Below are 22,806 nucleotides of genomic sequence, written 5' to 3'. Positions count from 1 at the left end.
CATGCCGCAGTTCTTCATCAATCGCCCCAATTTCGCCTTCGTGGTGGCGATTTTCATCTGCCTGGCCGGCCTGCTGGCGATTCCATCGCTGCCGGTGGCCCAGTACCCCAACGTGGCCCCGCCACAGATCATGATCTACGCGACCTATCCGGGCGCGTCGGCGACCATCCTCAATGAAACGGTGACCAGCCTCATCGAGGAAGAACTCAATGGTGCCAAGGGCTTGCTCTATTACGAGTCCTCCAGCAGCTCCAACGGCATGGCCGAAATCAACGTCACCTTCGAGCCGGGTACCGATCCGGATCTGGCGCAGGTGGATGTGCAGAACCGCATCAAGCGCGCCGAGCCCCGACTGCCGCAACCGGTGCTGCAGCAGGGCCTGCAGGTGGAGCAGGCCAGCAGCAACTTCCTGATGATCTACGCGCTGAGCTACAAGGAGGGGGACAAGGACCCCGTCGGGCTGGCCGACTATGCTGCGCGCAACATCAACAACGAGATTCGCCGGATTCCCGGTGTTGGTCGAGTGCAGATGTTCTCTTCCGAACGGGCTCTGCGCGTTTGGGTCGATCCGTCCCGGCTGGTCGGCTACGACCTGTCGATCGAGGATGTAAACCGCGCCATTGCTGCGCAGAACGTGCAGGTACCGGCGGGTAGTTTCGGCGAGCAGCCGGGCACCAGTGAGCAGGAATTGACCGCAACCCTGATGGTGCAGGGCACCCTGGAAACCGCCGAAGAATTCAGTGACATCGTGCTGCGGGCCAACCCGAACGGCTCGGTGGTACGGCTGGGTGATGTCGCTCGGGTGGAAATGGGCCGTGAGGAATATCGCTTCAGCTCCCGTCTCAATGGCCGGCCGGCCGCTGCGGCGGCTGTGCAGCTGACATCGGATGCCAACGCCATTGCCACGGCTACCGCGGTCAAGCAGCGGCTCGAGGAGCTGTCGGCGTTGTTCCCCCAGGACATGGAATACTCCACCCCCTACGACACCTCGATCTTTGTTGATGTGGCGATCAAGAAAGTGGTGATGACCCTGGCCGAAGCCGTGGTGCTGGTATTTCTGGTGATGTTCCTGTTCCTGCAGAACTTCCGCTATACCCTGATTCCGACCATCGTGGTGCCGATCTGTCTGTTGGGTACCTTTGCGGTGATGTCGGTGATCGGCTTCTCGGTCAACATGATGACCATGTTCGGCATGGTGCTGGCTATCGGGATTCTGGTGGACGATGCCATTGTGGTGATCGAGAACGTCGAGCGGATCATGGCCGAAGAGGGGCTTTCGCCCAAGGAGGCCACGCGCAAGGCGATGAAGCAGATCACTGGCGCCATCGTCGGTATCACCATGGTACTGTCGGCGGTATTCTTCCCGCTGGCCTTCATGGGCGGCTCGGTCGGCGTGATCTACCAGCAGTTTTCCCTGTCGCTGGCGGTGTCCATCCTGTTCTCCGGCTTCCTGGCCCTGAGCCTGACGCCGGCACTGTGTGTCACGCTGCTCAAGCCGATCCCCAAGGGGCATCATGCCGAGAAGAAAGGATTCTTTGGCTGGTTCAACCGCCGCTTCACTGGTCTGACCCGCAGCTACCAGCGTACCACCGGGGGGCTAGTCAGGCGCTCCGGTACCTTCATGCTGGTGTACCTGGTCATCATCGCAGCGTTGGTCTTCTCCTTCTTGCGTCTGCCTGAAGCCTTCCTGCCTGCAGAAGACCAGGGCTACCTGATCGTCGATGTGCAGCTGCCACCGGGCGCCACCACGCCCCGGACGGAACAGACCGTCGAGGCGATGGAAGAGCATTTCCTCTCCCGCCCCAGCGTGGCGGGCGTCGTCTCGGTGATGGGTTTCAGCTTCTCCGGCATGGGGCAGAACGCCGCATTGGCCTTCCCGACCCTGGTCGACTGGTCCGAACGTGGCGCGGAAGAATCGGTGCAGGCCGAAAGTCAGCGGGCCAACCGGGCCCTGGCAAGCGTTTCTGATGGCACGATCTTCGCCGTGCAGCCGCCCTCCATCGAAGGCCTGGGCACCTCCGGTGGCTTCGCCCTGCGTCTGCAGGACCGTGGCGGCCTGGGGCGCGAGGCGCTGCTGGCGGCGCGTAACGAACTGCTGCAGAAAGCCAACAGCTCGCCAGTGATCGCCTACGCCATGGTGGAAGGTCTGGAAGATGCACCGCAGCTGCGTCTGCATATCGACCGTCAGAAGGCCGAGACCCTCGGCGTCAGCTTCGGTGCGATCAGCACCACCCTGTCCACGGCCTTTGGTTCGGCGCTCATCAACGAATTCACCAACTTCGGGCGGATGCAGAAGGTGGTGGTGCAGGCTGATGTGAATAGCCGCATGACACCGGAAGACATCAGCAAACTGTATGTACCCAACCATCAGGGTGAACAGGTGCCGCTGTCTGCTTTCGTCGATATGGAATGGGAAAACGGCCCGGTGCAGTTCGTGCGCTATAACGGCTATCCCGCGTTCAAGATTTCCGGCGACGCAGCGCCAGGCTACAGCAGCGGCGCTGCCATGGCGGAGATCGAACGGATCGTTGGCGAACTGCCGAGTGGGATAGGCTACGAGTGGACGGGTCTGTCCTTCCAGGAGAAGGTCGCAGGGGCGCAGGCGCCGATATTGCTGGGCCTGGCGCTGGCCGTGGTGTTCCTGCTACTGGTGGCGTTGTACGAGAGCTGGGCGATTCCGCTGTCGGTAATCCTGATCGTCCCCATCGGTGCCCTGGGCGCAGTGCTGGCGGTGACCCTGTTGGGCATGCCCAACGACGTCTACTTCAAGGTCGGCCTGATCACCATCATCGGCCTGGCGGCGAAGAACGCCATCCTGATCGTCGAATTCGCCAAGGATCTGTATGCCGAAGGACGCACCTTGAGGGAAGCGGCGGTGGAAGCGGCGCGGCTGCGTTTCCGCCCGATCATCATGACCTCGATGGCCTTTATGCTTGGCGTGTTGCCGCTGGCGATCGCCAGCGGTGCCGGTGCCGCCAGTCAGCGCGCCATTGGTACCGGCGTGATCGGTGGCATGATCACGGCGACAGCGCTGGGTGTGTTGTTCGTGCCGGTCTTCTTCGTTTGGGTATTGTCGCGCCGGAAACAGGAACGGCAGGCGGCTGCGGCGGCGCAGACCAGCGAAGGCTGATCGGTCGCAGTGCGGCAAGTAAGGGGCCGCTGAAAGGTCGAGATGGAACTCGACCTTTCAGCGCAGGGGCATGTGGCCGGGTCAGAGTTCCCGCCACTGCCCCGGCTGCAGATCACCTAGCTGCCACTCGCCAATGCGCACCCGGACCAGCCGCAAGGTCGGCAGTCCCACCGCGGCGGTCATGCGCCGCACCTGACGATTACGGCCCTCGCGGATGGTGATCGCCAGCCAGCTGGTGGGAATACTCTGGCGAAAACGCACCGGTGGATGGCGCGGCCACAGCGCTGGCTCGGCTATCTGCTCCACCTGCGCAGGGCGCGTGGGCCCGTCATTCAACACCGGACCGGCGCGCAGCTGCGCCAACTGGTCCGCACTCGGTTCCCCTTCCACCTGCACCCAATAGGTCTTGGCCAATTTGTGCTTGGGATCGGTAATGCGCGCCTGCAGCCGGCCATCATTGGTCAGCAGTAACAGTCCCTCACTATCCCGATCCAGCCGCCCGGCCGGGTAGACCCCGGCGATATCCACAAAATCCTTCAGCGTCGCCCGGCCCTGGTCATCGGTGAATTGGGTAAGCACGTCAAAGGGCTTGTTCAGCGCGATCAGACGCGGATTGGCTGGCGGGGCAGCCGGAGTGCGACGGGGTTTGCCGTAAGGACGAACAGGTACGGATCTGGGTGGGCGCTGCTTCATGGTCGCTCGGGATAATGGGCGGGACGAATATGCTAGTGAGCTTTACCAGAAGCGTCCAGAAGAATGCAGGCGCTTCCACCGACACAAACGACCCACATACCATCAGCCAAACAGAACCACACAGGCCCGGCGGGTAGGCCCCCATTGCAGAACCGTCTGCGGCCAGGGACGGTCGTAGACGAGCGCCATGGATGGCGGGAATGGGGGCCTACCCGCCGGGCCAGACTTCACAGGTGCAGCGGGGAGCCTACCCGCTAGGCCCAAGCTCCAAACGTGAACGGGAGATTACCCATCGGGGCCAGACTCCAGCCCCTTGCCGTCTCCCATCGCATCCCTATGCCGCCCCACGCAAGCCCCCGCTTACAGGGCGATCAGACCGCCAGGCCACCAGACCAGCCACTGTCCAAACCGGTCAGGCAAGTCGATCTTTCCGAGCATTGATCCGCCCGCGCCCGGCCCTAGTATGGACAACATTCAGATATCCGCGCGCTTGGTCAGGTTTCTATCGATCAAGCGAGCGCACAGCTGAAGCCGCAGCAAGGCCCACAAGGCCCGACCAATAAAAACAAGATTAAAGGAAACGCAATCATGCAATCGGTGGACGTATACGAGCTTACCGGCAAGTCGAAATTCAACCGTTTTCACGGACTCATCCTGTTCTGGTGCGTACTGATCCTCATCATTGACGGCTACGACCTGGCCGTTGTGGGAGCTGCACTGCCCGCCATCATGGACGACATGGGCGTCGACCCTACCAGTGCCGGCATCATGGCCGGCTCCGCGCTCTTTGGCACCATGCTCGGAGCCATGTTCCTCGGTACGCTGGCCGACCGCATTGGCCGACCGAAGATGATCGCCATCTGTGTTGCACTGTTCAGCCTGTTCACGGCAGCTTCGGGCCTCACCAATGATCCGGTCAGCTTCAGTGTCACGCGCTTTATCGCCGGCCTGGGTATTGGCGGTGTACTGCCGGTGATGACCGCGCAGATGAGCGAGTTCTCTCCGGCCAAATTGCGTGCACGGCTGGTGACCCTGGTGTTCGCTGGTTATTCGGTGGGTGGCATTCTGGTAGCCCTGACCGGCAAGCAGCTGATCGAAAGCCATGGGTGGCAGTCCGTGTTCTATATGGCCGGCCTACCGGTGCTGCTGATTCCCTTCATCCTCAAGAGCATGCCCGAGTCGATGACCTTTCTGCTGAAGAAGGGCCGTCAACAGGAGCTGCGGACCATTGTGCAGAAGATCGAACCGCAGCTGACCTGCAGCCAGCAAACGGTCTTTGTCGGCCTGGATGCAACCGCCGCCAAGCAGGATACGCCAGTGCGTAATCTGTTCCGGGAGGGTCGTGGTTTCAGCACGGTAATGATCTGGACGGCGTTCATTACCGGCCTGTTCATGGTATATGCGCTCAATTCCTGGCTGACCAAGCTGATGGCGATGGCGGGCTTCAGTCTCGGCTCGGCGTTGAACTTCGTCATTGTGTTCAATATCGGCGCCATCGTCGGCGCGGTTGGTGGTGGTTGGCTCAGCGACCGGTTGAACATCAAGCATGTGCTGGTGGTTTTCTATCTGATCGGCGCCGTGGCGTTGACCGTGCTGGGCTTTACCCGTTCCACCGGACTGTTGTTCGTGATGGTATTCATCGTCGGCGCCTCGACATTGGGAACCCAGCTGCTGGCCTACGCCTATGCCGGCGACTTCTATCCACTGTCGATCCGCTCGACTGGAGTCGGCTTTGCCTCCGGAGTAGGGCGAGTCGGCGCCATCATTGCGCCCATTCTGATCGGCTGGCTGGTATCCCTGGCATTGCCGCTGGAGCAGAACTTCATGGCCATCGCCATCGCAGGTGTGCTGGGCGCCGTCGCGGTTACCTTCGTCAACCAGACGCGATCCGACTCCGCACGGGTCAGGGCCGCGGCTACGCTCGCCAACTGATACGGGCGTAGGCCGCTAACGGCGCGATTGTCATACCCGGTGCCTTAACCACGGCAACAAACAGCGAGCCCCTGCCCATGCTGATGCAGGCAGGGGCTCCGTTTGCTTGCGCGCCGGGCGGGCAGGATTTTTCTCCATATCGAAGAACAAGAAAGGTGAGGGAGCATGTATCAAAAGACGATCAAGGGGTTATTGGCATGCGCAATGCTGGTGGAAGCGCCCCTGGTTCTGGCTGACTTTATCGGCGATGCCAAGGGCAGCCTGGAGCTACGCAACTTCTATTACAGCCGCGACTTCCGTAATGAGGGGGCAGCGCAGTCCAAGCGGGATGAATGGGCCCAGGGTTTTATTCTCAATCTGCAGTCCGGCTTCACCGAAGGCCCCGTTGGGTTTGGCGTGGATGCGCTGGGTATGCTGGGCATCAAGCTGGACTCGAGTCCGGATCGCACGGGCTCGGGCATCCTGGCGCATGACGCGCAGCGCAATGTGGAGAGCGAGTACAGCAAGCTGACCTTCACCGCCAAGGCACGGGTCGGGCAGAGCACGTTGCATGTTGGCGGGTTGCACCCGACTCTGCCGATGTTGTGGAGCAATAACAGTCGTCTGCTGCCGCAGATTTTTCGGGGCGGCCGGCTGGTCTCCCATGACCTGCAGCCGTTGAGCATCACCCTGCTGCGGCTGAATGCGGTAAAGCAGCGCAACTCGACAGACTTCGAATCCCTGACGGCCTTTGGCTATGCCCCGGTTGAAGCCGATCATCTCGACTATCTGGCGCTCGACTACAAGGTGTCACCCAATCTTTCGCTGAGCTATCACCTCGCCGAGCTGGATGATCTGTACCGTTCCCACTTCGCCGGGTTGAAATTCGATCACCCGTTGCGGGTGGGTCGATTGCTGGCCGAGGTGCGCTATTTTGATGCCAGCGAAACGGGCAACGAGAGGCTGGGTGAGGTGGACAACCGGACCCTCAGCACCCTGTTCGCCTACCGGGTGGCGGGTCATACCTTCGGCGCAGGTTATCAGCAGGCGCGGGGTGACACATCCTTTGCCTTCGTCAACGGCGCCGACACCTATCTGTTTGCCGAGTCGCTGGCCAGCACCTTCACGGCCCCTGGCGAGCGCGTCCGGCTGGTGCGTTACGATTATGACTTTGCTGCTGCAGGTCTGCCTGGGCTGACGCTGGGTATCAAGTATGCCAAGGGTGATCAGGTCGACCCCGCGCTGCTGACCACAGCTCAGGCTGCCGAACTCCGAGCGGTAGGACAGAAGGGCAAGGAGTGGGAGCGAATGACGGATATTGCCTATACCGTGCAGAGCGGGCCGCTCAAGGATCTGTCGCTGCAGTGGCGCAACTCCACCAATCGATCGACCTACGCTGACAGCGCCGATGAAAATCGATTGATCGTTCGCTACACATTCGACTTCTGATAGCCAGGCGGCGTCTCAGCCCTATGGCCAATAGCAGCCCTCAGGCCCCTGCGTTACACTTCGCGCTCATCTGATTGATCGGTCGGTGTGTTGCGACTTGTAGCGCAGCCTAGAGAGGGCCGTTATGGCAGTGGTGCATAAAGATACCATTTCGGTTTGTCTGGTGAAGGAAGCCCTGTTGGGATTCACCCGCCCGGGGCTGGATGCCGGTGCGGTGCTGGCGAGTATCGGGTTGTCACCGTCGTTGCTGAATGGTCCTGACCTGCGTGTGCCGGTCGAGCTGTACAGCAGTATCTGGCTGCGCCTGGCGGCAGCCCATGATGACGAGTTCTTCGCCATGGCCGCGCGCCCGCTGCGGCTGGGCAGTTTCAACTTTCTCTGTCGCACCGGCATCACCCAGCCGACGGTACAACAGGCGCTGATTCATACCCTCAACTTCCTTGGCTTGATGCTTGGCAATTTCGAGGGGCGGCTGATCAGGAGTCGAAGCCTGGCGGAAGTGGTTCTGCGCGAGCCCGGCGGCCAGGCGCAGCGGCCCTTCGCCTATTTCACCTACTGGATGATAGTGCACGGACTGGCCTGTTGGCTGGCCGGGCGGCGTATTCCGCTGCTGGCGGTCGAGCTGCGGTGTACCGAGCCGGAATACATAGGTGATTACCGGGTGATGTTCTCCGAGAACCTGCGCTTTGCCCGACCGACCACGCGGATCATCTTTGCCGCCGAGGCGCTGGATCTGCCGGTCCGGCGCAGTGAAGCGGATATGCAGGCCTTTCTGGCTCAGGCACCCGCCAATATTCTGGTGCGTTATCGTGACGCCAACAGCTTGGCCAGCCAGATCAAGACCGTCCTGCGGGGGCTGCGCCCTGGAGACTGGCCGATCAGCGACCAACTGGCCAGATCACTGTGCATGTCCCCCTCAACCCTGCGCCGCCGGCTGGCTGCCGAGGGACTGCAATATCAGGCAATCAAGGACAGCCTGCGGGAAGAGCGGGCGACCCGCTGGCTGGCCGACCCGGCGATCAGCTACGCTGATATTGCCGAGCAGCTCGGGTTTGCTGATGTCAGTGCCTTCTACAAGGCCTTTCGCAAGTGGACCGGCACCAACCCCGGGCATTATCGTCAGCTGATTCTCGGTGACGGTTGAGCCGCGAGGCAATGTCCAAAACAGTCAGACAGGTTGCGCCAAAGGAACATTGCCGGGGCTGACGGGGGCGTACCAGAATGGCTGCATAACAAAGTGAACGGGCTATATCTCAGCCCGTGTCAGGAGCCTACATGCAGCTGAACAACCATACTTTCATGATCACCGGTGGTGCCTCGGGTTTGGGCGCAGCGGCCGCTACTCTGCTGGTCGAGGCGGGCGCCCAGGTGGCGCTGGTCGATCTCAACAGCGCTGCCTTGCAGCAGCGCGTCGAGGAACTGGGCGAGCGCGCCCGGGCCTATGTAGCCGATATTGCCGATGAACAGCAGGCCGCCGAGGCAGTGGCAGCGGCGCAGCGGGACTTCGGTGGTATACATGGCCTGGTCAACTGCGCCGGGATTGCCCCCGGGGAAAAGATCCTCGGCCGTAACGGCCCCCATGCGCTGGCCAGCTTCGATCGAGCACTGCGGATCAATCTGCTGGGCAGCTTCAATATGCTGCGACTGGTCGTCGAGGTAATGGCGCAGGGCGTTCCGAATGAGCAGGGCGAGCGCGGGGTGATCATCAATACCGCCTCGGTAGCTGCCTATGATGGCCAGATCGGTCAGGCCGCCTATGCCGCCTCCAAGGGCGGTATTGTCAGCATGACCCTGCCGGCAGCGCGGGAACTGGCGCGCCATGGCATTCGGGTCATGACCATCGCCCCGGGGATCTTCGAGACGCCGATGATGGCCGGCATGACCCAGGAAGTACGTGACTCCCTGGCCAAGGATGTGCCTTTCCCGCCACGCCTGGGTATGCCCGAAGAATACGCGGCGCTGGTGCGTCATATCATCGAAAACCCCATGCTCAATGGCGAGGTGATCCGTCTCGACGGCGCCCTGCGCATGGCCGCACGCTGAGGAGGTTCGCATGCAACAGGATCCAATCGTCATCGTTGGTAGTGCGCGTACTCCCATGGGCGCGCTGCAAGGTGAGCTGGCCGGTGTGCCGGCGCCGGAATTGGGCGCGGTAGCGATCCGCGCCGCGGTCGAACGCAGCGGTCTGCCCGCCGAGGCGGTGCAGGAAGTGCTGATGGGCTGTGTGCTACCCGCCGGGCTTGGCCAGGCGCCAGCGCGCCAGGCGGCACTGGCTGCCGGGCTGGCCAAGTCGACGGTGTGCACCACATTGAACAAGATGTGTGGCTCGGGCATGCAGGCGGCGATCATCGGGCATGACCGATTGCTGGCCGGCAGTGTCGATGTGGTGGTGGCTGGCGGTATGGAGAGCATGTCCAATGCGCCTTATCTGCTGGACGGGGCCCGTCAGGGGCTGCGCATGGGGCACGGGCGCATACTCGATCACATGTTCCTCGATGGTCTGGAAGACGCCTATGACAAGGGCCGGTTGATGGGCACCTTCGCCGAAGACTGCGCCCAGAACCACGGCTTCACCCGTGAGGAGCAGGATGCCTGGGCGCTGCAATCGGTGCAGCGGGCGCAGGCCGCCATCGAGCAGGGCCTGTTTGCCGAGGAGCTGGCCTCGGTCAGCGCTCAGGTCGGGCGCCGTGCGGTACAGATGCAGACGGATGAAACGCCGCTCAAGGTCGACCCGAACCGCATTCCCCATCTCAAGCCCGCTTTTCGTGACGGCGGCACGGTAACGGCGGCCAACTCCAGCTCGATCTCCGATGGGGCTGCCGCCTTGCTGCTGATGCGCCAATCCGAAGCGCAGCGCCGTGGCCTGCGCCCGCTGGCGGCGATTCGTGGGCATGCCGCCTTTGCCGACGAGCCGGGTCTGTTTCCAGTGGCACCGATCGGTGCCATCCGTGCTCTGCAGGAGCGCACCGGCTGGTCGCTGGACGAGGTCGATCTGTTCGAGATCAACGAAGCCTTCGCCGTGGTCAGCATGGTGACCGTGCGCGAGCTCGGATTGGATCCGCAAAAGGTCAACGTGCACGGCGGCGCCTGCGCGCTGGGTCATCCGATTGGCGCCTCGGGCGCCCGTATTCTGGTCACTCTGCTGGGTGCGTTGCGGGCCCGGCAGCAGCGCCGTGGCGTCGCGGCCATCTGCATCGGCGGGGGCGAAGCAACCGCCATGGCCATCGAATTGCTCGACTGAGGAGGCGAACATGCTGCTGACCGATGAACAACGTGAGATCGCCGATATGGCGCGTCAATTCGCCCAGCAGCGGTTATTGCCGTTTGCCGCCGAGTGGGATCGCGAGCACCAGTTTCCCGCTGGCGCGCTGGCGGAAATGGGCGAGCTGGGCTTTCTCGGCATGCTGGTGCCGGAGCAGTGGGGCGGTTGTGATACCGGCTACCTGACCTATGCCCTGGCGCTGGAGGAAATTGCCGCCGGTGACGGCGCCTGCTCGACCATCATGAGCGTGCATAACTCGGTGGGCTGTGCGCCCATCCTGCGCTTTGGCAGCGAGGAGCAGAAGCAGCGCTTCCTGCCGCCGTTGGCCAGTGGCAGACAGATCGGCGCATTCGCCCTGACCGAACCCCACGCCGGCTCCGACGCCGGTTCACTGCGCACCCGCGCCCGGCGCGATGGCGACAGCTATGTGCTGGACGGCGCCAAGCAGTTCATCACCTCAGGCCGTGAGGCCGGCACCGTGATTGTGTTTGCGGTGACCGATCCTGACGCGGGCAAGAAGGGCATCAGCGCCTTTATCGTACCGACGGACAGCCCGGGTTATCAGGTGGTGCGGGTTGAGGACAAGCTCGGCCAGCATGCCTCGGATACCTGCCAGATCGCCTTCGATGGTCTGCGCGTGCCCCTGGCCAACCGGCTTGGGGAAGAAGGCGAGGGCTATCGGATTGCGTTGGCCAACCTGGAAGGCGGCCGCATCGGTATTGCCGCCCAGGCGGTCGGCATGGCGCGGGCGGCTTTCGAGGTGGCGCGTGATTACGCCCGTGAACGTGAGGCGTTCGGCAAGGCGTTGACCGAGCACCAGGCGGTAGCCTTCCGGCTGGCGGACATGCTGACCCAGATCACCGCAGCCAGGCAGATGGTGCACCACGCGGCGGCCTTGCGCGATGCCGGTCAGCCAGCGCTGATCGAGGCATCCATGGCCAAACTGTTCGCCTCGGAGATGGCGGAGAAGGTGTGTTCAGCGGCGATCCAGACCCTGGGTGGTTATGGCTACCTGAAGGACTTCCCGCTGGAGCGCATCTACCGCGATGTACGGGTGTGCCAGATCTACGAAGGTACCAGCGACATCCAGCGGCTGGTGATTGCCCGCAATCTGGGTGGTGAATAAACAGAAAACAGACATATCAGCAGTAGCGGCATAGCCGCTGCCGCCAAGCGGTTCGATAACAAAAACAAGGAGTAGCACAATGCAGAATTTCCAAACCGGCAGCATGCAGCAGTTCCCCCTCATGATCAGCAGCATTCTGCAGCACGCAGCGGCGGCTCACGGCGACCGGGAGATCGTCTCCCGACTGGTGGAGGAGCCGCTGTGGCGCTACGACTATGCCGGCCTGGCTGATCGAGCCGGCCGCGCGGCGAACATGATCCGCCGGCTGGGGATCGGTGCGGGCGACTTCGTTTCCACTCTGGCCTGGAATACCCATCGCCATTACGAACTGTTCTTTGCCGTACCCGGCACCGGTGCTGTACTGCACACCGGCAACCCGCGACTGTCTGATGAGCAGATCGCCTATACCCTCAACCATGCCGGCAGCAGCGTGCTGCTGTTCGAGCGCAATTTCGCCGAACTGGTACAGCGTCTGCTGCCGCAACTGACCAATATCCGCCATTTCATCATGCTCGCAGATGGCGATCTGCCGGACATGCCCGGCATCGAGCTGCAGGGCTATGAGCAGCTGCTGGCCGAGGAAGAATCGTTGCAGGATTGGCCGAGTTTCGATGAAAACAACGGCGCCATTCTCTGTTATACCTCGGGCACTACCGGTAATCCCAAGGGTGTGCTGTACAGCCATCGTTCCATCGTTCTGCATGCGCTGGCGGCGGGGCTGAGCAGCGCCTTCAACTTCTCGGCCTTCGATTGCATCATGCCGTGTTCCTCGCTCTACCACGGCACCGCCTGGGGCGTGCCCTTTGCTGCGGCGATCAACGGCTGCAAGTTCGTCCTGCCCGGCGACAAGATGGATGGCGAGAGCCTGCAGGAGTTGATCCAGAATGAGGGCGTGACCTTCTCCGGTGGCGTGCCGACCATCTGGACCATGTATCTGGACCACCTGGAGCGTACCGGTGAGGATGCCGGCAAGCTGACGCACCTGATCATTGGCGGCTCGGCCGTACCCCGGGCCATGGCCGAGAAGTACCAGAACAAATACGGCGTGGCCGTGCGCCAACTCTGGGGCATGACCGAAACCAGCCCGCTGGGCGTAGTGGCCACACCCACGCCGAAGCTGGCGGAGCTGGGCGAGGAGGCGGTCAATGATGTGATCTGGAGCCGCCAGGGGCGCCTGCAATACGGTATCGAGCTGAAGGTGGTGGATGACCATGGCCGGCGCCTGCCGGCAGATGGCAAAAGCGCCGGAACCTTGATGGTGCGCGGTCCCTGGACCGTGGAACGCTACTTCCGCAGCGAAACCAGTGCACTGGATGCCGATGGCTGGTTCGATACCGGCGATATCGCCACGTTGGATGAGAACGGCTTCATGCGCATCACCGACCGCACCAAGGATGTGATCAAGTCCGGTGGGGAGTGGGTCAGTTCCATCGATATCGAAAACGCGGCGGTGGCCTGCCCCGGCGTACGCCTGGCCGCCGTGGTCGGGGTCTACCATCCCAAGTGGGAGGAACGGCCGCTGCTGATCGTCGAACCGCATCCCGGTGCCGAGGTAACCACGGCGGCCATGCTGGCGCACCTGGAAGACAAGATCGTCAAATGGTGGATGCCCGATGAAATGATCGTTGACGTGATCCCGCTGACGGCCACCGGCAAGATCGACAAGAAAGTGCTGCGCGATCGTTATTACAACTACCTGGCCGAACAGCAAATCAAGGTGCAGGCATAGGGGAGGCCACCATGACGGCAACGGAAATGGGCGCAGGGCCGTTAGCGGGATTGCGGGTGGTGGAGTTCGCCGGTATCGGCCCCGGGCCACACTGTGCCATGCAACTGGCGGATATGGGGGCCGAGGTGTTGCGCATCGAGCGGCCGGGCGGCAACGGCTGGCCTAACCCGGTGGTTGATCGCGGGCGTACCTGCATCACCCTGGATATTCGTACCGAGGCCGGCCGTCGGCGTTGCCTGGAACTGGTGCAGCGTGCCGATGTGCTGATCGAAGGTTTTCGCCCGGGGGTGATGGAGCGTCTCGGGCTGGGACCGGATGAGTTGCAGGAGCTCAATCCGCGGCTGGTCTACGGCCGCATGACCGGCTGGGGGCAGACGGGCCCGCTGGCGCAGACCGCCGGCCATGACATCAACTATATCGCTCTGACCGGGGCGCTGGCGGCCATCGGTCCGCAGCAAGGGGAAGCAGTGCCGCCACTGAATCTGGTGGGTGATTTCGGTGGCGGCTCGATGTTTCTCACGGTGGGTATTCTTGCGGCCCTGCTCGAGCGCGAGCGTTCCGGCAAGGGCCAGGTGGTGGATGCCGCAATAGTCGATGGCACCGCCTCGCTGATGTCTTTCTTCAGTGGTTTGCTCCCCACGGGTCGGATCGACATGCGCCAAGGGCATAACCTGCTGGGCGGCGCGACGCCCTGGTACCGCTGCTATCTCTGTGCCGATGGCCGACAGATCGCCGTAGGCGCGCTGGAACCGGCGTTCTATCACGAGCTGGTGCAGCGCAGCGGTGCCGGCGAGGCGCTGCAAGAACAAGCTATGAGCAGCGAAGGGCAGGCAGTCCAGGCCAAGCACTGGGCGCAGCTGTTTGCCCAACGCAGCCGGGATGAGTGGTGTGAATTACTGGAAGGCAGCGATGCCTGCTTCGCGCCGGTACTGGAGCTGGAAGAGGCCCAGCAGCACCCGCATATGGCGGCGCGGCAGGTTTACCAGGAAATCGACGGCGCCCTGCACAGCGCCCCGGCGCCACGCTTTTCCCGTAGCGTTTCGCAGATTCGGCCATCCGTGGTGGTCGATGCTGCACTGGATATCTGGAAGGATTGAAGTTCGCTGCGCTGAATATCAGCGCAGCCTTCACTCAGAACGGCCAGAACATCGGAATGAAGATCACCCCCAATACCCAGAAGATCAGGTTCAGCGGCAAGCCCACCTTGATGAAATCAACGAAACGGTAGCCGCCGGCGCTGTAGACCATGGTGTTGGTTTGATAGCCCACCGGTGTCGCGAAGCTGGTTGAGGCGGCAAAGGTGATTGCGATCAGCAAGGGCGTGGCGTCCACGCCCATCAGGTTGGCGGTCGATATGCCGATGGGGGTGAGAATCACAGCTGCTGCGGCGTTGCTCATGAACTCGGTGAGCACCAGTGCCATCAGATAGAGGACCGCCATTACCACCACCGGCCCCAAGTGACTGACCAGGCCCAGGGTATTGGCGACGACAAATTCCGCGGCGCCGCTCTGGCTCATGGCGACCCCCAGCGGTAGCAGACCCGCCAGCAGGATGATGATGCGCCAGTCGATGGCGTCGTAGACCTCGTCGGCATCCAGGCAGCCTGCCAGGGTCATGGCTACCGCGCCGATCAAGGCGGTAATGGCAATGGGTGCCCAGCCGATGGCGGAAGTGGCGATTACCAGCACCATGGTGGCCAGGGCAAAGGGTGCGCGCCAGCCCATCGGCTTTTCCGCGTCGCGCTGACTCAGCACAATCACGTTGGTGTCCTTGCGCAGGGCAGGCATCTCGCTTTCCGGCGTTAACATCAACAGTACATCACCGACATTCAACCGAACATTTTTCAGTTGGTCGCGCAATACCTGACCACGCCGGTGGACCGCCAGAACCGTGGCGTCGTGTTGCCAGCGGCGGTCGAGCATCGCCAGGGTGCTGCCGATCACCCGTGAGCGGGGGGCGACCATTACCTCGGTCAGTACCTGCTGGGTGCCTTCTTCGAGGTTGCGAGCCTTGAGTTTGAATTCCGAGTCAATTTCCAGGCCGGACTGGTTCTTCAGTTCATCCAGTTTCGACCAGTCACCTCGCGCCAGCAATATGTCGCCTTCTTCCAGCGTCTGCGACCGCGGGGACCAGACCTTCTCATCACCGCGTAGCAATTCCAGAACGAATACGCCGAACTCCTCACCCAGCTTGGCTTCACCGACCGAGGTGCCGATCAGCGAGGAGCCGGGCATCACTCGTAACTCTGTAATGTATTTGCCCAGTTCGTAGTGTTCGACCAGCTCGGTGGCCCGAGTGGAAGGCAGAAGCCAGCGGCCCAGCGTAAGCAGGTAAACGCAGCCGGCGACGAAACAGATCACGCCCAGGGGCGTGAATTCGAACATGCTGAAACCGGGATGACCCAGGTCCCGCGCCATGGCATTGACCAGCAGGTTGGTAGAGGTGCCCACCAGGGTGCAGACGCCGGCCATTTGTGAAACATAGGACAGCGGGATCAATGCCCTGGACGCGGACATGCCGATGGCGGCGGTGGCAGTCATGACGATGGGCATGAACACGGCAACAACTGCGGTGTTGTTGACGAAGGGAGCCACCACTGCCAGTACGCCAAACAGAGTGAGCAGAAACAGGAACGGCGACTTGGCCTTGCTCAACAAGCGCCCTATGCCAGACAGCGCGCCGCTGTTCTGTAGCCCGGCGGCCAGAATGAACATGGCCGCCACGGTGATCGTCGCCTGGTTGCTGAAGCCGCTCAGAGCATCCCCAGGGCTGACCAGGCCAAGAATCGCCAGCCCGGACAGCACCAGCAGCGCTATGGCGTCGATACGTAATTTTTCGGTTGCAAACAGTACTACGGCGATCAGGGCGATACCCAGGACCAGCGCAATTTCTATCGTCATGCCTTGTTTTTCCCGGCCCGGAGTATGAATTGTTATGCGGCAGGCATAATTCTCGCACGAGTTGGACCAAGGCAACAAAGTATCCGCGGCTGCTGCTGGTGTTGGGGTGGCTGAGCGAAGGGCGAGAGAAGGACTGGAAGGAGGAGGGGAGCAGAAACGACAAAGCCGAGCATAGGCTCGGCTTTGTCTTGAATTGGTGCCCAGGAGAAGACTCGAACTTCCACGGCCGTAAGGCCACTAGCACCTGAAGCTAGCGTGTCTACCAATTTCACCACCTGGGCGTGTCATTCGATGTCACGTTGCCGGTGCTGCTGGCTTCGATCAATCATGCCGACAAAGCATGTCTGTCTAAACTGAAAAACCGGACTTGCGTCCGGTTTTCGGAATTGGTGCCCAGGAGAAGACTCGAACTTCCACGGCCGTAAGGCCACTAGCACCTGAAGCTAGCGTGTCTACCAATTTCACCACCTGGGCATGTCACTTGACACGTCTGCTATGCTGAACCTATCTGGCCCGCGCTGCAACCGATGTCGTGTTGACGGCGCGAATGATACGCAGCAGGAAAAACCTTGTAAACCCCTGTTTGCAAAAAAATTATCCCTTTGGAAATAAGGTGCAAGAAATCGCGTTTCGCGGTTCAATAGGCGTCTATGACGAAAAAGACCAAACCCCAAGCCTCGATGCCTGCATCGAGCAAAGCTGCCGACCCGCACTCTGCAGGTTCGACCAGCTGGATCGATATGGATCCGGCCGCCAAGCGTGAAGCAGAGAAATACGAAAACCCCATCCCCAGTCGCGAACTCATCCTCAAGCTGTTGGCCGAGCGCGGTGCCCCTGCAACGCGGGCGCAACTGCAACAGGAATTCGGCCTGCATGATGAAGATGGCATCGAAGCCCTGCGCCGCCGCCTGCGGGCGATGGAGCGTGATGGCCAGTTGATCTATACCCGCCGCGGCGCCTATGCGCCGGTGGACAAGCTCGACCTGATCAGCGGTCGGGTTCAGGGTCACCGCGATGGCTTCGGCTTTCTGGTTCCCGATGATGGCGGCGAAGATCTGTTCCTCGGGCCGTCGCAGATGCGCATCGCTTTCGATGGCGACCGCGTGCTGGGACGAGTTACCGGCGTTGACCGTCGCGGCCGCAGTGAAGGGGCCATTGTCGAGGTTATCGAACGGGCCCACGAATTGCTGGTCGGTCGCTACTATGAAGAAAGCGGCATCGGCTTCGTGGCGGCGGACAATGCCAAGATCAAACAGGAAGTACTGATTGCGCCCGGCTGTTCCGGTGGGGCGAAGCAGGGTCAGTACGTGGAAGTGAAGGTCACTCAGTGGCCGACCATGAGTCGTCAGGCTCAGGGTGAAGTGATTGAAGTGGTCGGCGACTACATGGCGCCCGGTGTGGAAATCGAAGTGGCATTGCGCAGCTACGATATTCCCAGCGTCTGGCCCCAGGAAGTACTGGACGAGGCAGCGCGTCTGTCCGATCGCGTCAGTGAGAAGGACAAGCTCAAGCGAGTCGACCTGCGTCATCTGCCGCTGGTCACTATCGATGGCGAAGACGCCCGCGATTTCGATGATGCCGTGTACTGCGAGCCGCGCAAGGCCAGCGGTTGGAGGCTGTTCTCCGGTGGCTGGAAGCTCTATGTGGCGATTGCCGACGTGTCCCATTACGTTCCGCTGGGCTCGGCGCTGGATGCCGAAGCCGAGCTGCGTGGCACCTCGGTGTACTTCCCCAGTGAAGTGATTCCGATGCTGCCCGAGGCCATTTCCAATGGTCTTTGCTCGCTGATGCCGAATGTGGACCGCCTGGCCATGGTTTGCGAAATGACCATCTCCAAGAGCGGCGAGCTTACTGACTTCCAGTTTTACGAGGCAGTCATTCACTCCCATGCGCGCCTGACCTACAACAAGGTCTCCAGCATGCTGGAGCACCCGCGCAGTCGTGAAGGCAAGGCGCTGAGCGCGGAATATGCCGAAGTGCTGCCGCACCTGAAGAGTTTGTACGATCTCTATCAGGCGCTGGCCAAGGCCCGCCATGGTCGCGGTGCAATCGATTTCGAGACCACCGAAACGCGCATGCTGTTCGGCAAGGATCGCAAGATCACCGAGATCCTGCCGACTACCCGCAACGATGCGCACAAGATCATCGAGGAATGCATGCTGTGCGCCAACGTGGCCACTGCGCGCTTCTTGCAGGAGCTGGACGTTCCCGGTCTGTACCGAGTGCATGACGGTCCCAAGCCGGAGAAGGTTGAGCGCCTGCGCCAGTTCCTTGGCTCAATGGGATTGTCGTTGACGCGCAAGAAGGGTGACCCGACGCCGGAGGACTACGCCGCAGTGCTGGCCAAGGTCCAGGATCGCCCCGACGCCCAGTTGATCCAGACCGTGATGCTGCGCTCGCTGAGCCAGGCGGTGTATACCCCGCACAACGCCGGCCACTTCGGTCTGAATTACGAAGGCTATACCCACTTCACGTCGCCGATTCGACGCTATCCCGATCTGCTGGTGCACCGGGCCATCCGCTCGGTGATCCGGTCGCGCAAGAAGACCGATCTGGTGCAGCGCAGTGGTGCTGGCGTGCTGCCCAAGGCAGCCGTCTATCCGTACGATCTGGCCGCGCTGGAAAAGCTCGGCGAGCAGTGTTCGCAGAACGAGCGGCGGGCCGATGAGGCCACCCGTGACGTGGTCAGCTGGCTCAAGTGCGAGTTCATGCAGGACCGTGTCGGCCAGAACTTCGATGGTCTGGTCACGGCAGTCACCGGATTCGGTCTGTTCGTCGAGCTGACCGACATCTATGTGGAAGGTCTGGTGCATATCACCGCCTTGCCTGCGGATTATTATGATTTCGACCAGGTTCATCACCAGCTGGTGGGTGAGCGCTCCGGGCGGACCTACCGTCTGGGTGACTCGATTCGCGTGCAGGTAGCGCGGGTGGATCTGGATGAACGCAAGATCGATTTCGAGATGGCTTCCGACCGTCCCGCAGAACCTGATCACAACAACAGTCGTGCGGTGCGCGAGAAGCTGCTGAGCGACGCGCGCAAGGCTGGAGAGTCGGGCTCGCGGTCGGGTAAGCCGGCCAGGGGCGGCAAGACCGGTAAGGCCGGCAAGTCCGACCGGGGGCGTGGTGCTTCTGCACCGGCAGCCCGTTCGGGCGGTCGGCCGGGCGGTAGCGAACGCAAGCCTGGCGGCAAGCCGCGGGCGCCGCGTAAGCGCAAGGTGGACTGACGGAACATGAGTGATCTGGAATACATCTATGGCCTGCACGCGGTGCAGGCCATGCTCGAACGTGCGCCGCGTCGAGTAAAACAGTTGGAAGTGCAGCGCGGTCGACTGGACGCGCGCATGCAGGCCGTCCTGGATCTGGCAGCGGGCGCGGGGGTCGATATAGAGCGCGTGTTGCCTGACGTGCTTGATCGCCTGGCGGATGGCGGTGTGCATCAGGGTGTCGTCGCCCAGGTTACGCCCAGCCAGCTGTGGTCCGAGGATATGCTCGGCAGTCTGCTCGATAAGCTGGATGGCACGCCCTTGCTACTGGTGCTCGATGGGGTGACTGATCCGCACAACCTCGGCGCCTGCCTGCGCAGTGCTGATGCTGCGGGAGCCCAGGCCGTGATCATCCCCAAGGATCGCTCGGCCAGCTTGTCACCGACGGTGCGCAAGGTCGCCTGTGGTGCCGCCGAAACCGTACCACTGGTAGCGGTGACCAATCTGGCGCGCACGCTCAAGCAATTGCAGCAGCGCGGGCTCTGGGTGGTTGGCACGGCAGGGGAGGCGGATCAACTGCTGTATCAGGTAGATCTGACCATACCCACGGTGATCGTCATGGGCGCGGAAGGGGCCGGCATGCGCCGACTGACCCGCGAGCATTGCGACTATCTGGCGAAGTTGCCCATGGCTGGCGGTGTCAGCAGCCTGAATGTCTCGGTCGCTGCGGGTGTCTGTCTGTTCGAGGCGGTGCGTCAGCGTACTGCTAGAGCGCTTGGTTAGTCTGTTCTTGCAAGTCCGTGCAGCCCGCCTATGTGTTGCACATTACGCAAAGACGCCGTGAATACTTCCCTGTAGGCTCCCTGTCGCCATCCATGGCGACAGAGGCTTTGCTCCACATGCAACACATAGGCTGGCCGTGGCATTTGCGTGGCTCGGAAGTACAAAGCGGTCGAGTGGTTGAGGGTTTGAAACCAACAGCAGCATGGAGCTTTCCGAAAAGGTTGGTCGGTAGGGTTGGGCCGACCGTCGGTTGCCATGGATGGCAACCGCGAGCCCCCAGGGATGGGTTTACGGCGTGTCGGCGTGGCCCTGCCGGCCAACCTTTTCCTTGCAGACGCTGACAGAGCCCCAAGCTGGCCTCTTTTTCGGTTGTGCTCCCGCTTTTCCTTGCCAGTTCGCAACCACTTCCCTAGAATGGCCGCCCCAAACCTGAGTTCTACTCCTTGCCAGACCATTTTGGGTGGCTGGCTATAACCCGTAAGGAGCACAAAATGCGTCATTACGAAATCGTATTTCTGGTTCACCCGGACCAAAGCGAGCAGGTTAACGCGATGGTTGAGCGTTACACCAAGCTGATCGAAGAAGACGGCGGCAAGATTCACCGTCTGGAAGATTGGGGTCGCCGTCAACTGGCTTACCCGATCGACAAGATCCACAAAGCTCACTACATCATGCTCAACGTCGAGTGCAGCGCCAAAGCACTGGAAGAGCTGACCGAAAACTTCCGTTACAACGATGCCGTCATTCGCAACATGGTCATCCGTCGTGACGAAGCCATCACCGAACAGTCCGACATGCTCAAGCCTGAAGACACTGGTCGTGGCGAGCGTCGTGAGCGCCGTGAGCGCAGCGATGAAGACACCGATTCCGGTAAAGACGCTGACGATAGCGACGATACCGATTCCGGTGACGACGAGTAAGTTTTTCGGTTCCCATTCCAGTTAAAAGGAGACGCTGCCATGGCACGTTTTTTCCGTCGCAGAAAGTTCTGCCGTTTTACCGCTGAAGGCGTTAAAGAGATCGATTACAAAGATCTCAACACCCTGAAGGCCTACATCACCGAAACCGGCAAGATCGTACCCAGCCGTATCACCGGTACAAAGGCCAAGTACCAGCGTCAGCTGGCAGTCGCTATCAAACGCGCCCGCTACCTGGCTCTGCTGCCCTTCACCGACAGTCACGGTCGCTGAGCGGCAGCTCAAACCCGTAATCAGGGGATACCGAACCGGCATGCGTGGTTTAGCTGAGTACATCATGCGCGGTCGCAGAGAGGCTACCTTTGCAGTAGCCATCGCTGCGGCCATACCACTGCTGTTCTGGTTCAGTGCGGCGGCCCTGGCGCTGGTGATCCTGCGCCGCGGGCTGTCGGAAGCTTTGCCGATACTCGCCTGGGGCATGTTGCCGGCACTGGTCTGGACTTTTCTCGGGGACCTGACGCCCTTGCTGGTCATGCTCGGCAGTGCCGGCCTGGCCGTGGTGCTGCGTCAGCACAACGACTGGGTCCGCGTGCTGCTGTTAGCCGTACCGCTCGGCGTGGTTTACACGCTGGCGTTGCTGATGGCGTTGGCCGAGCCGTTACAGGCGATGGCCGATGGGTTCCGAGAGATGCTGCCGGAGCTGCTGCCGCAGATGGGGTTGCAGCTCGCAGAGGCAGAACAGGCCGCATTGCTGGCCCGTCTCGATGAACTGATGATACCCGTGCTCGGCGGGGTGATGGGGGCCATGCATATGCTGATGGCTCTGGTCAGCCTGATGATTGCACGGTCCTGGCAGGCCCGGTTGTACAACCCGGGCGGTTTTCGTCAGGACTTTCATCAGCTGCGCCTGCCGCCGCTTGCTGCCATCGGCCTGCTGGTGCTGGTCATCATGGCACCGCAATGGCCGCAGTTGGCCATGCTGTCGCCGGTGGCCAGCGTGCCCTTGCTGCTGGCCGGGCTGGCGTTGATGCACGGCGTGGTAGGTATCAAGAAGCTGGGTTCGGGTTGGTTGATCGGAATGTATGTGTTGTTCGTTATCTTCGTCCGATTTGCTTATCCCCTGATTGTGTTGTTGGCATTTGTAGATAGCTTGTTCGACTTTCGCTCACGCATGAGGCCACCCTCCGGGTCGCCCGGTGATGACGACCCGAACAGCCAAGGTTGAATTCAAAGAGGTCATCGCAATGGAAGTTATCCTGCTCGAAAAGATCGCGAATCTGGGTAACCTGGGCGACAAGGTCGCCGTTAAAGCTGGTTACGCTCGCAATTTCCTGTTGCCGTTCGGTAAGGCAACTCCGGCTACCGCCGCTAACGTAGAAGCCTTCGAAGCGCGTCGCGCTGAGCTGGAAAAGGCTGCTGCAGAACGCAAGGGCGAAGCTGAAGCACGCGCTGCCAAGCTGGCCGAGCTGTCCGTTACCATCAGCGCCAATGCTGGCGAGGAAGGTAAACTGTTCGGTTCCATCGGTACTCGCGACATCGCTGATGCCGTGACCGCCGCTGGCGTTGAGCTGGAAAAGAGCGAAGTGCGCCTGCCTGAAGGCCCGCTGCGCACTGTCGGTGAGTTTGACGTTGCCGTGCACCTGCACACTGACGTTGAAGCTACCGTCAAGCTGGTAGTGGTTGCCGGCTAAGCAGTACC

Annotated in this window: 17 protein-coding genes and 2 tRNA genes; 15 read left to right on the top strand and 4 right to left on the bottom strand. The window is 61.5% G+C overall.

Annotated features, from left to right (window positions below; genetic code table 11):
- Position 1 precedes the first annotated feature (1 nt).
- Positions 2 to 3,130: a multidrug efflux RND transporter permease subunit gene (locus DHB74_RS01855; RefSeq protein ID WP_499160648.1), complete on the top strand. Its 3,129-nt coding sequence runs from the start codon at positions 2 to 4 to the stop codon at positions 3,128 to 3,130.
- 81 nt (positions 3,131 to 3,211) lie between these two features.
- Here DHB74_RS01855 and DHB74_RS01850 read toward each other — a convergent pair whose 3' ends face one another.
- Entirely contained in the window at positions 3,212 to 3,823 is a 612-nt protein-coding gene (locus DHB74_RS01850; RefSeq protein ID WP_499160647.1) for a pseudouridine synthase, read from the bottom strand.
- 588 nt (positions 3,824 to 4,411) lie between these two features.
- On the opposite strand from DHB74_RS01850, the gene DHB74_RS01845 reads away from it, so the two are divergent.
- From DHB74_RS01845 to DHB74_RS01810, 8 genes are all read left to right on the top strand, one after another.
- Positions 4,412 to 5,755 (top strand): MFS transporter, encoded by a 1,344-nt coding sequence (locus tag DHB74_RS01845; RefSeq protein WP_074777994.1) that lies wholly within the window; start codon positions 4,412 to 4,414, stop codon positions 5,753 to 5,755.
- 165 nt (positions 5,756 to 5,920) lie between these two features.
- On the top strand, positions 5,921 to 7,183 hold the full coding sequence (locus DHB74_RS01840; protein WP_499160646.1) for an OprD family porin: 1,263 nt from the start codon (positions 5,921 to 5,923) through the stop codon (positions 7,181 to 7,183).
- A gap of 124 nt (positions 7,184 to 7,307) precedes the next feature.
- On the top strand, positions 7,308 to 8,327 hold the full coding sequence (locus DHB74_RS01835) for an AraC family transcriptional regulator (RefSeq protein ID WP_136869618.1): 1,020 nt from the start codon (positions 7,308 to 7,310) through the stop codon (positions 8,325 to 8,327).
- Positions 8,328 to 8,458: 131 nt separating this feature from the next.
- Entirely contained in the window at positions 8,459 to 9,226 is a 768-nt protein-coding gene (locus DHB74_RS01830) for an SDR family NAD(P)-dependent oxidoreductase (protein ID WP_136869619.1), read from the top strand.
- A gap of 10 nt (positions 9,227 to 9,236) precedes the next feature.
- The gene (locus DHB74_RS01825; protein ID WP_136869620.1) at positions 9,237 to 10,424 is read left to right on the top strand and encodes an acetyl-CoA C-acyltransferase; all 1,188 of its coding nucleotides are present in this window, start codon (positions 9,237 to 9,239) and stop codon (positions 10,422 to 10,424) included.
- A 10-nt stretch (positions 10,425 to 10,434) separates the two neighbouring features.
- Positions 10,435 to 11,571: an acyl-CoA dehydrogenase gene (locus tag DHB74_RS01820; protein WP_499160645.1), complete on the top strand. Its 1,137-nt coding sequence runs from the start codon at positions 10,435 to 10,437 to the stop codon at positions 11,569 to 11,571.
- Positions 11,572 to 11,674: 103 nt separating this feature from the next.
- On the top strand, positions 11,675 to 13,300 hold the full coding sequence (locus tag DHB74_RS01815) for a long-chain fatty acid--CoA ligase (protein ID WP_499161016.1): 1,626 nt from the start codon (positions 11,675 to 11,677) through the stop codon (positions 13,298 to 13,300).
- A gap of 11 nt (positions 13,301 to 13,311) precedes the next feature.
- A complete protein-coding gene (locus DHB74_RS01810; protein WP_499160644.1) occupies positions 13,312 to 14,397 on the top strand; it encodes a CaiB/BaiF CoA transferase family protein in 1,086 nt (361 codons plus the stop codon).
- 34 nt (positions 14,398 to 14,431) lie between these two features.
- On the opposite strand, the gene DHB74_RS01805 is transcribed toward DHB74_RS01810, so the two are convergent.
- From DHB74_RS01805 to DHB74_RS01795, 3 genes are all read right to left on the bottom strand, one after another.
- Entirely contained in the window at positions 14,432 to 16,201 is a 1,770-nt protein-coding gene (locus tag DHB74_RS01805; RefSeq protein ID WP_074778004.1) for an SLC13 family permease, read from the bottom strand.
- Positions 16,202 to 16,395: 194 nt separating this feature from the next.
- A tRNA-Leu gene (locus tag DHB74_RS01800) sits at positions 16,396 to 16,482 on the bottom strand.
- A gap of 106 nt (positions 16,483 to 16,588) precedes the next feature.
- Positions 16,589 to 16,675, bottom strand: a tRNA-Leu gene (locus tag DHB74_RS01795).
- Between the two features lie 266 nt (positions 16,676 to 16,941).
- On the opposite strand from DHB74_RS01795, the gene rnr reads away from it, so the two are divergent.
- The 6 genes from rnr (at position 16,942) to rplI (ending at position 22,798) form a co-directional block, all read left to right on the top strand.
- Positions 16,942 to 19,428, top strand: a complete 2,487-nt coding sequence (rnr, locus tag DHB74_RS01790; RefSeq protein ID WP_074778006.1) for a ribonuclease R — start codon at positions 16,942 to 16,944, stop codon at positions 19,426 to 19,428.
- Positions 19,429 to 19,434: 6 nt separating this feature from the next.
- Positions 19,435 to 20,190, top strand: a complete 756-nt coding sequence (gene rlmB, locus DHB74_RS01785) for a 23S rRNA (guanosine(2251)-2'-O)-methyltransferase RlmB (RefSeq protein ID WP_280164474.1) — start codon at positions 19,435 to 19,437, stop codon at positions 20,188 to 20,190.
- Between the two features lie 491 nt (positions 20,191 to 20,681).
- Entirely contained in the window at positions 20,682 to 21,110 is a 429-nt protein-coding gene (gene rpsF / locus DHB74_RS01780) for a 30S ribosomal protein S6 (RefSeq protein ID WP_036988703.1), read from the top strand.
- A 39-nt stretch (positions 21,111 to 21,149) separates the two neighbouring features.
- Positions 21,150 to 21,380 (top strand): 30S ribosomal protein S18, encoded by a 231-nt coding sequence (rpsR, locus tag DHB74_RS01775; RefSeq protein WP_036988704.1) that lies wholly within the window; start codon positions 21,150 to 21,152, stop codon positions 21,378 to 21,380.
- Positions 21,381 to 21,444: 64 nt separating this feature from the next.
- Positions 21,445 to 22,332, top strand: a complete 888-nt coding sequence (locus tag DHB74_RS01770; RefSeq protein ID WP_235818228.1) for a YybS family protein — start codon at positions 21,445 to 21,447, stop codon at positions 22,330 to 22,332.
- Between the two features lie 19 nt (positions 22,333 to 22,351).
- The gene (gene rplI, locus DHB74_RS01765) at positions 22,352 to 22,798 is read left to right on the top strand and encodes a 50S ribosomal protein L9 (protein ID WP_036990051.1); all 447 of its coding nucleotides are present in this window, start codon (positions 22,352 to 22,354) and stop codon (positions 22,796 to 22,798) included.
- Positions 22,799 to 22,806 lie beyond the last annotated feature (8 nt).

It is taken from the genome of Pseudomonas sp. G11-1 (genome assembly GCF_024031555.1).
Lineage (GTDB): Bacteria > Pseudomonadota > Gammaproteobacteria > Pseudomonadales > Pseudomonadaceae > Halopseudomonas > Halopseudomonas bauzanensis.
This window is presented reverse-complemented; position numbering and strand designations above follow the sequence as displayed.